The organism is Lutibacter sp. B1, assembly GCF_012524075.1.
Taxonomy (GTDB): domain Bacteria; phylum Bacteroidota; class Bacteroidia; order Flavobacteriales; family Flavobacteriaceae; genus Lutibacter.
Map to the genome: position 1 here is coordinate 1 of NZ_JAAZUI010000019.1, position 16,751 is coordinate 16,751.

At 31.8% G+C, this 16,751-nt stretch carries 10 protein-coding genes; all 10 read left to right on the forward strand.

The genetic code is table 11. The features are described 5' to 3' along the window. Positions 1–168 precede the first annotated feature (168 nt). The 10 genes from HGB55_RS11350 (at position 169) to HGB55_RS11395 (ending at position 16,708) form a co-directional block, all read left to right on the forward strand. Complete coding sequence (locus HGB55_RS11350; RefSeq protein ID WP_371807817.1) at positions 169–1,542, forward strand: TonB-dependent receptor domain-containing protein; 1,374 nt, start codon at positions 169–171, stop codon at positions 1,540–1,542. Between the two features lie 24 nt (positions 1,543–1,566). Continuing rightward, positions 1,567–3,195, forward strand: coding sequence for a SusD/RagB family nutrient-binding outer membrane lipoprotein (locus HGB55_RS11355; RefSeq protein ID WP_168817018.1), 1,629 nt, complete (start codon positions 1,567–1,569; stop codon positions 3,193–3,195). A gap of 15 nt (positions 3,196–3,210) precedes the next feature. Further along, complete coding sequence (locus HGB55_RS11360; protein WP_168817019.1) at positions 3,211–4,110, forward strand: hypothetical protein; 900 nt, start codon at positions 3,211–3,213, stop codon at positions 4,108–4,110. An 88-nt stretch (positions 4,111–4,198) separates the two neighbouring features. Then, positions 4,199–4,918, forward strand: a complete 720-nt coding sequence (locus HGB55_RS11365; RefSeq protein WP_168817020.1) for a hypothetical protein — start codon at positions 4,199–4,201, stop codon at positions 4,916–4,918. Between the two features lie 124 nt (positions 4,919–5,042). Next, positions 5,043–8,174, forward strand: a complete 3,132-nt coding sequence (locus HGB55_RS11370; protein ID WP_168817021.1) for a SusC/RagA family TonB-linked outer membrane protein — start codon at positions 5,043–5,045, stop codon at positions 8,172–8,174. A 29-nt stretch (positions 8,175–8,203) separates the two neighbouring features. After that, the gene (locus tag HGB55_RS11375) at positions 8,204–9,631 is read left to right on the forward strand and encodes a SusD/RagB family nutrient-binding outer membrane lipoprotein (protein ID WP_168817022.1); all 1,428 of its coding nucleotides are present in this window, start codon (positions 8,204–8,206) and stop codon (positions 9,629–9,631) included. A 25-nt stretch (positions 9,632–9,656) separates the two neighbouring features. After that, positions 9,657–10,616 carry a hypothetical protein gene (locus HGB55_RS11380; protein ID WP_168817023.1) on the forward strand — a complete coding sequence of 320 codons (960 nt, stop codon included), beginning with the start codon at positions 9,657–9,659 and terminating at the stop codon, positions 10,614–10,616. Between the two features lie 25 nt (positions 10,617–10,641). Continuing rightward, complete coding sequence (locus HGB55_RS11385; RefSeq protein WP_168817024.1) at positions 10,642–11,937, forward strand: hypothetical protein; 1,296 nt, start codon at positions 10,642–10,644, stop codon at positions 11,935–11,937. Positions 11,938–12,241: 304 nt separating this feature from the next. Continuing rightward, the gene (locus HGB55_RS11390) at positions 12,242–15,307 is read left to right on the forward strand and encodes a TonB-dependent receptor (RefSeq protein ID WP_168817025.1); all 3,066 of its coding nucleotides are present in this window, start codon (positions 12,242–12,244) and stop codon (positions 15,305–15,307) included. 6 nt (positions 15,308–15,313) lie between these two features. Continuing rightward, positions 15,314–16,708 (forward strand): RagB/SusD family nutrient uptake outer membrane protein, encoded by a 1,395-nt coding sequence (locus HGB55_RS11395; protein WP_168817026.1) that lies wholly within the window; start codon positions 15,314–15,316, stop codon positions 16,706–16,708. Positions 16,709–16,751: the final 43 nt, after the last annotated feature.

Sequence of the window (16,751 nt, forward strand, 5' to 3'; positions counted from 1 at the left end):
CAGAAAATCATTACTTAATAAATCTTCTTTCTTCATGACTGTATAAAAGTTTAAAATTAAACAAAAAAATATCGGGGGTTGCAACCCCCGATATTTTTATTTACACAGTTTATGAGATAGTGCTTTTTTGGTATACTAAGACATTTTAATTTTGCGGAACAAGATGAAATTGAATACTATTCTGAACGTAATGTTTTAGGTGCTTATGGTCAAGCAGAATTCGGTTTTAAAGATTACCTATACATGACATTAGCAGGAAGAAATGACTGGGTTTCTAACTTATCAGAAGATAATAGATCTATTTTTTATCCTTCTGCCAGTATATCATTTATACCTACCAAAGCTATTGATGGTTTACGTGAAGGTGTTGTTTTAGATTATCTAAAACTAAGAGCCGGATATGGTACATCAGCTAACTTCCCAACAGGTTACCCAATATCTTCAACTTTAGTATTAGACACACAAGATTTTCAAGACAGAACAGGCGTAAATGTTGTAACAAACACAACCGGAACTCAACTTGGGAACTCTAATTTAAAACCTGAAAGAATTGATGAACTAGAATTTGGTATTGAAACTCGAATGTTTGATAATCGTTTATCAATAGACGCTTCTGTCTATACTAGAAAAACCAAAGATCTAATTGTTGAAAGGCCTTTAGATCCATCAACAGGTTATACTTACACACAAACCAATGTTGGTGAAATAAAAAATGATGGTGTTGAAATTGATTTAAGTTATGACATTTTTAGAAAAAGTGGAAATGGTTTTAACTGGACTACAAATTTTAACTGGTCTACAAGTGAATCTAAAGTAACTGATTTAGGTTTAGATACTGATATTGTAGTTTATGCTGGTTTTACTAATTTAGGAAATGCTGCCATTAAAGGAAAATCTTTAGGCACCATGATAGGTACAGCTATTGATAGAGATGAAAATGGCAACTTTAAAGTAAATGCCGCAGGTAATTATGTGATTAAAAATGGAAATAATATTATTGGTGATGCTAATCCTGATTTCAACTTTAATATGTCAAACTCAATATCCTATAAAAACTTTAAATTAGGATTTTTATTTACTTGGGTAGAAGGAGGTGATATTTATGCCCAAACTGTTCAAACATTACTAGGTAGGGGAAGTATTAATGACGATAAAGGAGATAGAACAAACTCCTTTATTTTACCGGGCGTTAACCCGACTGGTGAACCTAATACTACTCAAATTAATAACTCTGCTTATTATTTTGATAATGTACTATACGGTCCTGATGAGATGGGTGTGTACGATGCAACAGTATACAGGTTACAAGAAGTATCCTTAGGTTATAGTATACCGGATAAATATTTAGATAAAACTCCTTTTGGTAATTTAAGCATAACTCTTTCTGGTTATAACTTATGGTTTGATGCTCCTAACATGCCTAAAAATTCTAACTTTGACCCTAACGTTGCCGGTTTAGGAATTGGAAACGGTCGAGGATTTGAGTATTTAAACGGTCCAAGTTCAAAAAGATACGGAGTAAGTATAAAAGCTTCATTTTAATCAACTAAATTAAGATTTTACATTATGAAAAAAATAAATAATTTAATAAAACTAATGTTGTTTTGTGGGGCATTCATTTTTAGCTCATGCGAAACTACTGAGTTGGATTTAACCGAAAATCCAAACGCCCTAACACCAAGTCAGGCTAATCCCGACTTTTTCTTAAACTCTATCCAAGAAGATTTTGCAAGGTTTGTAGAAAGCTTTGGTGCAACAGGAGCTGAAGTTACTCGTATAGACCATATGAGTGGTAGAGACTATACAAATGCCTATTCTCCAACCGATTTTGATAGTGAATGGACATCGGCTTACAAAGGTATGATGGAGGATATAAGATTAATGAATATACTTGCTGAAGAATCAGAATTAAGTTATCATATAGGTATGGGACAAGTTTTTCAGGCCTATATCATGATAACTTTGGTTGATTTTTTTGGTGACGTTCCTTATACTGAAGCTTTATTAGGTAGTGAAAATTTAAACCCTAAAGCAGATTCTTCTGAAAGCATTTATACTACTGCCATCTCTTTATTAGACAATGCAATTAAAAACTTTAATAGTAAAGCAGCAGCAGAACCTCAATATGATTTTTATTACGACGGAAATTGGGAATTATGGATAAAAGCTGCTAATACTATTAAAATGAAAGCTTATATCACCACAAGATTAGTTGATGATAGTGCTGTAAATAATTTTAAAAATATTGTAAATTCAGGAAATTACATTAGTTCTATATCTGAAGATTTTCAATTTACTTGGGGAACTAATGAAATTCAACCTGATACACGCCACCCAAGATATGTAGGTAGTTATACTTCAACCGGAGGTGAAGATTACATGTCTAACTGGTTTATGAATGAACTGTTAAGCACAAACGACCCTAGAAGATTTTATTACTTCTATCGTCAAAACGAATTCACACCGGGTAGTGAAGCAGAACCAGATGAAGAAAAACTAGACTGCTCACTATATACTGCTCCTGCCCATTATGATGGATACACCTATTGTACACTCCCTAATGGTTACTGGGGAAGAGATCACGGTAACGATGCAGGTATTCCGCCAGATGGTTTTGAAAGAACTTTAGTTGGAGTTTACCCTGCCGGAGGAGCTTTTGATGATAGTTCTTTTGAAGCAAAAGTTAATGGTGACGGAAGAGGCGGTGATGGAATTACTCCTGTTATGCTTTCGAGTTGGGTTGATTTTATGATAGCAGAAATTAAGGTTTTGGTTGATAAAAATGAAAGTGCCGGAAAAGATTACTTTTTAAATGGTATAGAAAAATCCGTATCAAAAGTTATAAGTTTTGCTGATAGTGGTAGTGAAGAAGAAGAAGCTAATATTCAATCACATATGTTAGATATGGAAGGAGCCTATGATGATGCAAGTGACAAAATGGAAGTTGTAGCATCTCAATATTTTATAGCATTGTACGGTAACGGTATTGATGCTTATAATTTTTACAGAAGAGTGGGTTACCCAACATCACTTCAACCAAACATTGAACCAAATCCAGGAGGGTTTATACGCTCTTTTTTCTACCCTGCCAATTACGCTAATACAAATTCGAATTCAAAACAAAAAAACGGTGTAGATGTTCAAGTTTTTTGGGATACAAACCCTTCATCACCAGGCTTCCCAATTGCTAATTAATAAAAACTTATAAACATGAAAAAAATAATAAATAAAATAATTTTAGTAGCATTGGTCTTTTCAGCCATCTCAAGTTGTAAAGATCCAGACAATGCAATATACGATGTGTTTGATGACACTACTCAAGGAGCAATTTTAAGAACACTTGATTATGTTAGCGTTAATTTCAATTTATTTGATCCATCATCAACTTTTGAAGTAGTAATCGAAGAACAAGATGTAGAAAACGGAGCATTATTATCTAAAGTTGATGTATATGTAAGTTTTGAAGATAATAAAGATGATGGTACCGATTACTCTAAACCGGAAATTTTAGTTACCTCATTTGACGCAAGTGAATTTACCAAAAGTGCTAATGGACTTCCTTCAACAAGTATTTTTACCACATTATCTGAAACATTAGCTGCGCTTAAATTAGCTGATGGTGAATATAATGGAGGAGATTTATTCTATTTTAGATTAGAGCTGGTACTAACAGATGGAAGAACATTTAGCTCTGATGATTCTAGTGCCGCTTTATCAGGTTCATACTTTAGTTCACCTTACGAATACAAAGTAGGTATGCTTTGTATTCCTGAAAGCCCATTTACAGGAGATTATGTTATTAAAATGCAAGATTCATACGGAGATGGATGGCAAGGTTCTAAAATAACTGTAGAAATTGATGGTGAAAATACCGATGTTTTTCTTTTAGATTATTGGAGTTCAAGTGAACCTTATGGACCTATCTATTATGATTGGCAAGAAACAGTTACTGTTCCTGAAGGAACAAGTACACTTATATTTTCTTTTACCGCAGGAGATTATCCTTCAGAAGTTACTTTCCAAATATATTCACCAAGTGGAAATTTAATTGCTGACGTTGGCCCAGGTCCAATAGAAGGAGAAATTGCATTAAATTTATGTGATGAGTAATTAAAAATCTAACGAAAAAACCGCAATATTGCGGTTTTTTTAATACTATTAAAACTCTATATTTATAATATAATAATATTTTGAAAATATGAATTTTAAACTTTTATACTTCTGTTTTTTTACACCCTTGATTATTTTTTCACAACAAGAAAAAACTTATAATGCATATAGAACTCAAAACGCATACAATAAGCTTATATATAAAATAACTAAATCAGGAACTGCACTTGAAGAACCTGTTGAAGGAAGTCCTTATTATTTTGATAATTTTCAAGAAGGAAAAATTTTAATAAAAAATATACCTGAAGATAAAATTTACTCTTTAAGATACAATGCCTTTACAGATGAAGTTGAAGTCCAAAATAACAATGGCTTTGATTTTTTAATTAAAAACACAAATGTAAGTCTCACTATCGGAACTGATAAATACATATATTTTCCATTTCAATCAAAAGAAAAAAATAAAAATATTAAATTGGGTTTTTTTAAATGTGTTTTTAATGGCAAAAAAATTATGCTTTTAGAAAGCAAAAGAAAAAAAATAAAAGAAGGAAAAAAAGCGCAAACTAGTTTAACAAATTCTTTCCCTTCAAAATATGTAGACCATATTACATACTACCTTGTAAAAAATTCAGAAAATATTGCAAAACCTATAAAACTGAGAAAAAAAGAAATAATTTCAACTATTGATAGCAAACATCAAAAAGAAATGGCTTCTTTTATTAAAGAAAATCAATTAAACCTAAAGTCTATTAACGATTTAATAACTTTTTTTAAACATTATAACTCATTACTAAATGAGCAATAATTTCCTTCTTTTTAAACCACTAACTTAACCTATTTCTAAAAATTTTAGATTTTTAACACAAAAAAGTTTGGTGTATTAACAAATTATTAAGATTTTTGACACAATTAATTCAAATAATTATATAATGAAAACAAAGTTAAATGGTTTTTTTACGCTATTATTAGCGTTACTAGTGCAAATTTCATTTGCACAAGAAAAAACTGTTACGGGTATAGTTTCCGACGCAAGTGGACCTCTACCGGGAGTAACAGTTTTAGTTAAAGGTACAAATGTTGGTACTCAAACCGATTTTGATGGTAACTACACTATCAAAGCTAGCCCTGGAAACATCCTTCAATTCAGTTTTATTGGTATGAAAACTGTAGAAAAAGCAGTTGGAGCATCTAATAAAATTGATATTGTAATGACAGAAAGTGCTGAAACTCTAGAAGAAGTTGTTGTTACTGGTTTCGGTAGAAAAGTTGAAAAAAGATCGGCAACTTATTCTGTACAACAGATTGGTGGTGATGAAATGACTCAAGCCAGAGAAACCAATATTGTTAATTCATTATCTGGTAAAGTAGCTGGTGTACAAATTACAAATAGCTCTGGTGCCGTTGGATCATCATCTAGAGTAGTTCTTAGGGGAGCCAGTTCTATAACAGGAGATAATCAGCCTTTATATGTTGTGAATGGTGTACCGCTGGAAAGTGGTAATTATGGGACTTCAAATTCAAGTGGTGGTGCTGATATGCCAAATGGTGTTTCTGACATTAACCCTGACGATATTGAATCAATGTCAGTACTTAAAGGACCTGCTGCTGCTGCACTTTATGGTGTTAGAGCAGCAAATGGTGTTATACAAATCAAAACTAAATCTGGATCTAAAGGTAGAGGCTTAGGTATTTCATTTAATACTACAACATCTTTCGAATCTCCTTTAGTTTTACCTAATTTCCAAAATTCATATGGTCAAGGTGGTAATCAAGATTATTTTGAATGGATTGATGGTTCTTCGGGAGACGGAGGAGTTGATGAAAGTTGGGGACCTCCTTTAGATGTAGGATTAGAATTTGTTCAGTGGAATTCATATACAGTTGATGGCGCACCATTACCTTGGGTGTCTCAACCAGATAATATTAAAGATTTTTATGATACGGGAGTTACCTTAAACAATAGTATCTCTTTTAGTGGTGGTGCAGAAAATATTGGTTATAGATTATCTGTTGCTTCAATGAGTCAAACAGGTATGGTTCCTAATACCGATTTAAGAAGATTTTCTGTTGGTGGTTCTTCATCATACACAATCTCAGAAAAGTTAACAAGTTCTATAGATTTTAATTATACACGTTCTACAAGTGACAATTTTGTTACACAAGGTTATAATAATGAAAACCCTGTACAACAAATGCTTTGGTCTGGTAGAAACGTTGATTTTACTTTACTTAAAGACTGGAGAAATTTACCTCTTTCACCTGTAGGTACTGCTGCTGAAGGAACTCCTTTAAACTGGAATACTGTTTTTCAAAATAACCCTTATTGGGTGTTAGACACAAATAGAAGAGAATATGAAAGAGATAGAATTGTGGGTAACATTGCTTTAAATTATGACTTTAATGAACATTTTAGTCTATCTACCAAAGTTGGTACTAACTTTTGGAATATGAGACAAAACAGAAGACAAGCTTTTGGAAGTAATGAATCGCCAAACGGTTTTTATTCTGAAACTGCTCGTACTTTTTCTGAAACAAATGCTGAGGTTATAGGTTCTTACACAACAAAAATTACTGATGATTTAAATTTAGATTTTAGTGTTGGAGGTAATACCATGTATAAAAGAGCTGAATTACGTTATACAGCTGCTCCTCAACTTCAATTACCTAACCTTTATAATGTTAGTAACTTAGCAGCGGGAAGCAGTTGGGTAGTAAACAACCAATATAGTGAGCAAAGAATTAATAGCTTATTTGGTTTTGGTAAATTGTCATATAAAGACTACCTATTCTTAGAATTTTCTGGTAGAAATGACTGGACTAGTTTATTACCTGTTGAAGATAATTCATTCTTTTACCCATCAGTTTCTATGAGTGCTGTTATTACTGATATGTTTAAAATTGATTCTAATGCTTTATCATTTTTGAAAGTTAGAGGAAGCTGGTCTGAAGTAGGTGGTATTGGAGCATTAAGCCCATATCAATTACAACCTGTTTATGAATTTGAAACAGAAACATGGGGTGGAAACTCTGTAGCAATTTTACCTTCTCAATTAAATAATCCAAACATTAAATCAGAAACAACAAATGGTTACGAAGTTGGTATGGATGCAAGATTTTTTAATAGCAGATTACGTTTAAATGCTACTTATTACGATCAAACTAGTGAAGACTTAATAGTTCCTGTTCAAATATCTGCTTCATCAGGTTACTTAAGTACAGTACAAAATGTTGGTGAGATGAATAACAAAGGAATTGAATTACAATTAGGTGCAACTATAGTTGATAGCCGTGATTTTAAATTCGACTTAGATTTAAATTTTGCTAAAAATGAAAATACTGTAGAATCTTTAGGAGGATTAGAATCATTAGTTTTAGGTGGCCAATGGAATATGACATTAGAAGCAAGAGAGGGTAAACCTTATGGTTCAATCGTTGGAACTTACTTTGAAAGAGGACCAAATGGAAAAGTTTTATATGAAGATGGTTTACCTGTAATTGCAAGCGGCACAAAAGTATTAGGTAATATTAGTCCTGATTGGACTGGTGGAGCTAGTTTCACTTTTACTTATAAGGATTTTAGTTTAAATACTTTAATAGATGCTAAAATTGGTGGAGATATACATACTATGACAAATACATGGGGAAGATATGCGGGTGTTTTAGCAGAAACTGTTGTTGGTAGAGAAACTGGTGTAGTAGGAGACGGTGTAATGTTAGTTGATGGGGAATATGTTCCTAACACAGTAGTAGTTAGTGCAGAACAATACAATAAAAGAGCTTATTCTAACAGTGTAGTAGAAAGTTCAGTTTTTGATGCATCTTATGTTAAGCTTAGACAAGTAATGCTTACTTATAAAATGCCTAAAGACCTAATCAAGAATACATTATTTACTGATATTAGTTTTTCATTAGTGGGACGTAATTTAGCAATATTACATAAGAATGTTCCTCATATTGATCCTGAATCATCTTTTAGTGATGATAATGCTGAGCAAGGACAAGAATTTGGTCAATTACCTTCTGCCAGAAGTGTTGGTTTTAATATTCAATTAAAACTATAACGTAAACTATTAAAAAAATATTTAAAGATATGAAACATTTAAAAATTATAACATTTTTATTATTTGGCTTATTGGTATCAGTAAGTTGTGATAGTAATTTTGATGAAATAAATCAGGATCCTAACAATCCTACCGCTGTTCCGGCAGACTTACTTATTCCTGGAGTAATCAGATCTGCCCAAAACAATTCATACAGTACATTTATTGGTGGAGATATGGGTGCATGTTGGTCACAACATTTTGCTAAAGTTCAATATAATGATGAAGAACGTTATACACCTCGTCAAAATGTAATTACATCTGTTTGGAATAATTTTTATGAAGATGTTATTTCTGATGCAAATGCAATGTACATAAATGCTGAAAGTGAAGATAATAATAATATGAAAGGAGTTGCCTTAACACTTCAAGCGTATGGTTTTGCATTTTTAACAGATGTATATGGAGATATACCTTTTACTGAAGCTATAAAAGCAGAAGAAGGAATTATTGCTCCAGCATATGACAGTCAAGAAACTGTTTATAAAGGAATTTTATCTATGTTAGATAATGCTATAGCTTTATTAAATACTTCTGGATCTATAGATGCAACTAATGATATCCTTTATGGAGGAGATGCTTCTTTATGGAAAAAATTTGCCAGTTCATTAAAATTTAGAGTACTTATGAGAGCTTCTGATAAAATGAATGTTGCCTCTCAATTACAAGCATTAGTTAGTGCAGGTAATTTATTTAACACTAATGATGATGAAGCTAAATTAGTATACTTAGGTGCAGATCCAAGTGCTAATCCATTATATGAAACTATAGTTTTTGGAACAAGAGGTGAATGGAAAATTAATTCTGCAATAGTAGAAATTTTACAAAATAGCGGTGACCCTAGATTAAGTGTGTATGCCGGGGAAAATGCAGACGGAGAGTTTAGAGGTAAACCTTCTGGTTATACTGATGTTCCTAATGATGATTATAATTATGAAAATGTATCTCCTTTAGGTGAGTTTTATTTACGTCCGGAGCTACCTGGTTTCTTTATTTCAAACTCAGAATTAAAGTTTTTAATGGCAGAAGCTGCTACAAAAGGATATATTTCTGGAAATGCTAATAATTACTTTAAGGAAGCTATTGCTGCTTCTTTAGAATTTAATGAAGTTCCGGCGGCTGAATCTACATCTTTTTTAGATTCTCAAATTCTAAATCCTGAAAAATCTGCTGCTTTAAAACAAATTGCAACACAAAACTGGGTTGCTTTATTTTCACAAGGTGTTGAATCATGGACAGAATGGAGAAGAACAGGATACCCTGAATTAACTCCGGCTATTGAAGGTGCTTTAAAAGAAATTCCTTCTAGATATAATTATCCAACAACAGAAAGTTCAGTTAATAAAGCAAATTATGATGCAGCAGTTGCATCACAAGGCCCTGATTTATTAACAACCCCTATATGGTGGATGAACTAAATAATTAAAACATCAAATTAAAAATATGAAAGCAATAAAAAAATTAAGCATCTTATTTTTATCATTAATTACTTTTTATGCATGTAATGATGATGATTTAAATGTTGATAACCCAGATGGTAAAATTACAGAAGGTGGTTTGCTAGACGTAAAAAACACTTCTATAAATTACGTTGTTGGGAATAATGGTCCTTACACCTCAAATATAAGAGTATTCCAAGGTGATGTTAAAACTACAAGTATTAGAGTTGCTAAAACTTTTTATACAACAAAAACAGTTTTAGATACTGATGGAGAAGAAGTAAAAGAAACTGTAGTTTCTAATACAGTTAGTGATTTTAAAACTATTGATGTTCCAACTACAGATCAAAATAGTATGGTTAGCTTCACTTTTAACTTCTCAGAAATGGTTGAAGGATTACAAGCCGATGGTAGTGCATTATCAACATCAGATACAGATTATAAAGTTGGTGACTACTGGATATTTGACTATTATGTAACAACTAGTAACGGAGAGCGCATAAATTATGCTAGTACAAAAGTAACCGTTTCTACACGTTTTGCAGGAACCTATAGTGTAATTGAAGGAGATTATTGGAGGATAGGTGTTTATTATCCTGATTATTTCTATGATACGGTAGTAATTGAATCTGTAGATGCAGCTATTTATAAGCATTACGGTATAAGTGCATGGCCAAGTGACGATACTGGAAAACCTAATGATTTTTATTTTACAGTTGATAGTGATACCGGTGCTATTACAGTTTTAGAAACTGATCCTGATGGAAATGCTGTAACACTAAATACACAACCTATAATTACTTGTGAAAATTTTGCTTTTACAACAGCTCCATGCGAAGGATCAAACATAGCAACTAAAAATGATGAAACCGGTGAGGATGTATTACAAATTACTGTTGGTTATTTAACTGCAGGATCTGGACCGAGAGAATTTTACGAAAGACTTGTAAAAATAGTTGAGTAAATTAACAATATTAAAAATTAAAGAGATGATAACAAAAATAAATAAAAGCATATTTTTATATATTGCAGTAATAACTATCGGACTGTTTGCGGTTTCATGTGATCAGGAAGATAATGATGGTTATTCTACATTTATACCTACGTCTCCATCATTGACAGTTACCACATCAGTTAGTAACAAAACATTGATAGAAGACGACTCTGAATATCAATTCACAGCTACATTGAGCACTGCGCAATTAGTTGATATTAAACTAAAAGTTTTTCAAATTGGTGGTAACGCTACATCTGGAGCTGATTATACTGTAGATGGTTCTTTAACAATTCCTGCAGGCTCATTAAGTGCAACAGGGAAGATTAAAATTCTATCTGATGACTTGGTTGAAGATAAAGAAACTGTTAAAATTCAAATTGGAGATAATACTACTGCAAATGCACTACTTACTCCAGCAACTATGGAATTTACAATTTTAAATTATGAAGACGGAGATTTAGCTATTGACTTAAGTTGGGCTATGTCTGAAACAACAACTGATAGCTCTGGAGAAGAAATTGATCCAACAGATTTTGCTGACATGAGATTACTTATATCAAGTGCACCAAACAATGCAGATATAGTTGGTGGTGCTGATGGTGGCGCATTTGAAAGCTATGTACTATCTTCAGACACTCCTGATGGTGAATATTATGTAGTTGCAGATTTTTATGCTGCTAATGAAGAAATTATAAGAACTCTAGATTTAGACTTAACATTCAATCAAGCAGGTTTAATTAATGATGAAAATTATGTTTTTGAAGGAGCAATTGATAATGAACTTATTTGTGAAGCTAACTTCTTTGTTTTAGCTAAAATTATTAAATCAGGTGAATCATATACAATTGAAGAAGTTGGTATCAATAATTTCAAAAATAATGAAATTATTTGGGGAGGAACAGATGTAAAAGATTTTTACGCACCAGATGGTTGGCCAAGTCATGTTATAACAGGTATCGACTGTGAAGGCTTATTAGTTATTTCAGGATTAAACCAAGAATGGATATATGAAGTATGGGGAGAAACTATTCAACAAGAAGGTGTAGTTCATTATACAATTGATACTGAAGGTGTTGTAACAATTGAAGAGCAATATATATTTACTACTCTTTACAGTGGAGCGTTATACGATTATACCGTTTCAGGTACCGGTACCTATGATGAAGCAACAGGTGAATTAAATATTCAATATAATTTATTCCAAGATGGCTGGTCAGTAGATGGATATTGGTTCGGCGCAGGTGGTTTAACTACCCCTTATTTTGAAGCAAATTTGATAAAGGAATAGTAATTTTTTATCCATAAAAAAAACCATCAAAATTAAATTTTGATGGTTTTTTTATTATCCTAAATGGGATATGATTATTCATTATTAATATACCTTAACTTTTATTTTATAGCTTTAATATATAATTTTATTGATACCACCAAATTGTATTAATTTAAAAGCAACCATATTAATATTTACTCATCTAAAAATAAATATCTTTATAATTTATTAGTAATTACACTTAACTGATTTCTATCCGTTAATTAGGTAATTTAATAATTATTTAAGATTTTTGACAAAATTTAATTCAAACAATTTTACAATGAAAACAAAGTTTAATGGAATTTTAACGCTTATTCTAGCGTTACTCGTGCAATTTACCTTTGCACAAGAAAAAACAATTTCAGGTACAGTTTCTGATGAAAGTGGACCATTACCTGGAGTGAATGTTATAGTTAAAGGTACTTCAAATGGTACCCAAACAGATTTTGACGGTAATTATACCATAAAAGCGAATACAGGAGATATTCTGGTTTTTAGCTATGTTGGTATGACTACTGTTGAAAAAGCCATTGGTGCATCTAACACTATTAATGCTCTTTTATCTAGCTCTAATATACTTGAAGAAGTTGTTATTATGGGATATGGTTCTCAAAAGAAGACTGAACTTACCGGCTCTACTGTTCAAATTAAATCTGATGAAATTGCTCAAGTCCCAGTAGCTTCCGTTGATCAAGTGTTACAAGGGAAAGTAGCAGGTTTAGTATTTAGTGGTAATTCGGGAACCCCTGGTTCAACAACAGATATAAGAATTCGTGGTATTAGTTCAATTACAGCAGGTAATGAACCGCTTTATGTTATTGATGGTGTACCAATGAATAATTCAAATATTTCTGCAACTACTTCTGGCTCATCATTATCAGCATTATCAAGTATCAATAGTAATAATATTGAAAGTATTACTGTTCTAAAAGATGCTTCAGCAACAGCTGCTTATGGAGCTCGTGGAGCAAATGGTGTAATTGTGATTACAACTAAAACAGGTAAGGAAGGTAAAACTTCTTTTAACTTTACTTCTTCATATGGTTTTTCAAATGATGCAACTGATGGCCCTGATGTCTTAACAGGGCAAGAAAGAATGGAACTTGCTTATGAAGCTGTTTACAATACATATGGTCCTATTTATAATTTAGCTAATGTCGAAGAAGCAGGAGAATTTTATGACATGTATTTAGGAGAAGAATATGCTGCTTGGCGAGAAGCTGGAAGCCCTGAAGCTGATTGGGATAAAAGAATCAAAAATAATGATGCTCCAGTACAAGAATATAATATTTCTGCTACAGGAGGTAATGAAGATTCTAATTTCTATGCTGCCTTTGGATATTTTAAACAAGAAGCTACTGTAATTGGGTCTGAATTTGAAAGATATACTGGCAATTTAAATTTTAACAAAAATCTAACTGAAAAATTAAAATTCAGCACATTAAATTCTGCTTCATATACATATCAAGATGGATTATTAGAAGCAAGTTCATATTTTTCATCTCCTAGAACTGTTAAATATTTTATGCCTCCAATTGAACAGCCATATAATGAAGATGGTACTCTTAATCTAAATACAACATTACCAAATCCACTGTGGATTGCTGAAGAAGATATTGATGATTCTAAATATACCAGAATTATTTCCAATAACTCTTTAGAATGGGAAACACCTATTGAAAATTTAAAGTTCACAACCAGAGCGAATATTGATTATATAGTTTATAATTATAAAAGATATAGAAACCCAATAAGTGGTGATGGATCCAGTTCAAATGGTTATGGATGGCAAGCTCATAATAGTAATACCACTTATGTATTCCAAAACTCCTTAGACTATACATTACAATTAAATGATAGTCATAAGTTTGATTTTAAAGTATTACAAGAATATCAAACAAACAGAGACTATTATTTAGAAGCTGATGCTGATAATTTTAGTGATGTAGGCTTAACAAATTTAAATACAGCAGGAAATCCAACAACTGCAAATTCAACTTATTATGACTGGCATGTAGCCTCATATATGGGAACTATTCATTATGCTGGATTTGACAGTAAATATATTTTAGATGCAACCTACAGAAGAGAAGGTAATTCAAGATTCGGTTCAGACAATAGATGGGGTAATTTTTGGTCTGTTGGTGCTGCATGGAATATGCACAAAGAAAATTTCTTACAAAATGCAGACTTCTTAACCAATTTAAAATTAAGAGCTTCCTATGGTAAAACCGGTAATGCTAACATTAGTTTAAATAGATACCAGTCTCTTTTAAATTTTGATGCAGATTATGCTGGAGAAGGAGCTTCTTACCCTGGAACTTTTGGTAATAAAGATTTAACATGGGAAACATCAAACACACTAGATTTAGGTATTGATTTTGGCTTGTTTGATAATAGAATTTCAGGTTCATTAGCCTACTTCAATAGAAAATCAAAAGATCTTTTATTAGATGTGCCACTTTCACAAACTACTGGTATACCGGACAGTAATGGATCTATCTATCAAACCAAAAATATTGGTGAAATGGAAAATAAAGGGTTTGAGATGGAAATTAATTTTGATATTGTACGATCAGAAGATTTTAATTTAAGCTTGGGTGGTAATTTAGCAACAAATAAAAACGAAGTTACTAAATTAGCAAAAGACCTAAATGGTGAAGAAATTAACATAACTACTTCTACAAGAAGAGTTGAGTCTGGCCATCCTGTTTATGGTTGGTATATGCCAACTTGGGCAGGTGTAGATCCTGATACAGGTAATGAAACATGGTATATAGATGGTAAAGGAAGCGAAACAACTTCTAACTTTAATGAGGCTAACCAAGTATGGCAAGGAGAAAGTGCTTTACCAAAATTAACTGCAGGCTTAAACTTACATGTTGATTTTAAAGGCTTTTTTGTTGATGCTAACGCCTACTATTCAGGAGGTAATAAAGTATATGAAGATTGGGCTCGTTATACAAATGGTACTGATGTATATTCTGTAGTATATTATCAAGGTGTCGATGCTTTATTAGACAGATGGCAACAACCAGGAGATGAAGGTACTAGATATGGTAAATTTGAATATACAGGAAGACCTTGGATGAGTCATTCAAAATTTTTATACGATGGTGATTATATAAGATTAAAGAATGTAACTTTTGGCTATGACTTTAACAACGAAATGATGGATACTATTGGTTTAGATGGCTTAAGAGTATTTGTTCGTGGAACGAACTTATATACTTGGGTTAAAGATGATAATTTAAAATATGACCCTGAAGTTGATGCAACAGGTTTTACTTCATTAACTACACCTCCTGTTAAATCAATTATTTTTGGTATTAATGTTAAATTTTAAAAACTCATGAAAAAAATAAATAATTTATATAAAATTGTATTCGCATTAATATTTTTAGTTATACTAAATGCGTGTACAACCGATGATTTGGATCCTGCACTTAAACAAAACAAGGATTCTGAAACAGGAATAGTAAGTGTTGATAATCTTTATGCCTTAATTAAAGGAGCATATAGTCGTATGACAAATTCAGAATACTATGGTAGAGATTATATTGTAACAAACGAAGTAAGAACAGATAACTGTTTCTCAAATGGTAACTCCGGAAGATTTACAACTCAAGCTGGCTTTACATATTCAGCCAATACCGGTTATATATGGGATAATTGTTATTCTGTTATTTCAAGCGCAAATCTTATCATAAATACTGATCTCAATTCACTTGAAGGAGATCTTGATGAAGGAAATCATATTAAAGGGCAAGCATACGCAATAAGAGCTTTGGCACATTTTGATTTATTAAAAACTTATGGACAGCAGCATGTTGGAGGAAATTTAGGAGTTCCTTATATAACTCAATTTTTAAGTTCTACAAGTTCCGAAGAAGAATTATACAGATCAAGAAATACAATTGAAGAAGTAAAAAACTTTATTTTAAGCGATTTAGGTACCGCTTATGATTTAATGAGTGTTAGCTCTAATAAAGAATTTTTCTCAAAATATGCTGCTAAAGCATTAGAATCTAGAGTTGCTCTATATTTTGAAATGTGGGGAGAGGCTAAAGCAGCTGCTGAAATTGTTATTAATTCTGGTAAATACTCAATAATACCTAAAGATAACTATATTTCTTCTTGGGAAAGTAACCAAAATGTTAACTCGATATTTGAATTGGCATTTAGTGCTACTGATAATCAAGGTATTAATGGATTAGCATATATTTATAGAACAGATAATGGTGTAGGTAGCTATGGTGATGTTTCTGCTTTACCAAATGTTGCTACATTATATGAAGAAGGTGATGTACGTGCTGATATTTTAGGTTATGATACAAACAGAAGAGGAAATACCTATCTTGTCAATATTGGCAAATACCCTGATAACCAAGGGTACGATAATATTCCTTTAATAAGATATGAAGAAGTAATTTTAAACTATGCCGAAGCATTATTTGAAACAGGAGGAGATGCTTTAACGCAATTAAACTTAATTACCTCTAATAGAGGAGCTACTGCATATACTTCAGTAACAAAAGATGATATTCTTAATGAAAGAAGAAAAGAATTAATTTTTGAAGGATTTCGCTTTGACGATTTAGTTAGAACAGGAAAAGATATTGAGAAAATTGAATTAGAACAAAATTTTTTAAATACTATTCCTTATGGTGATTATAGATTGGCATGGCCAATCCCTCAATCGGAAATGGATGCTAACTCTAATATGGAACAAAATACAGGTTATTAAAATATAAAACTTTTTAATACCAAAAAACCATCTCTTTTTTGAG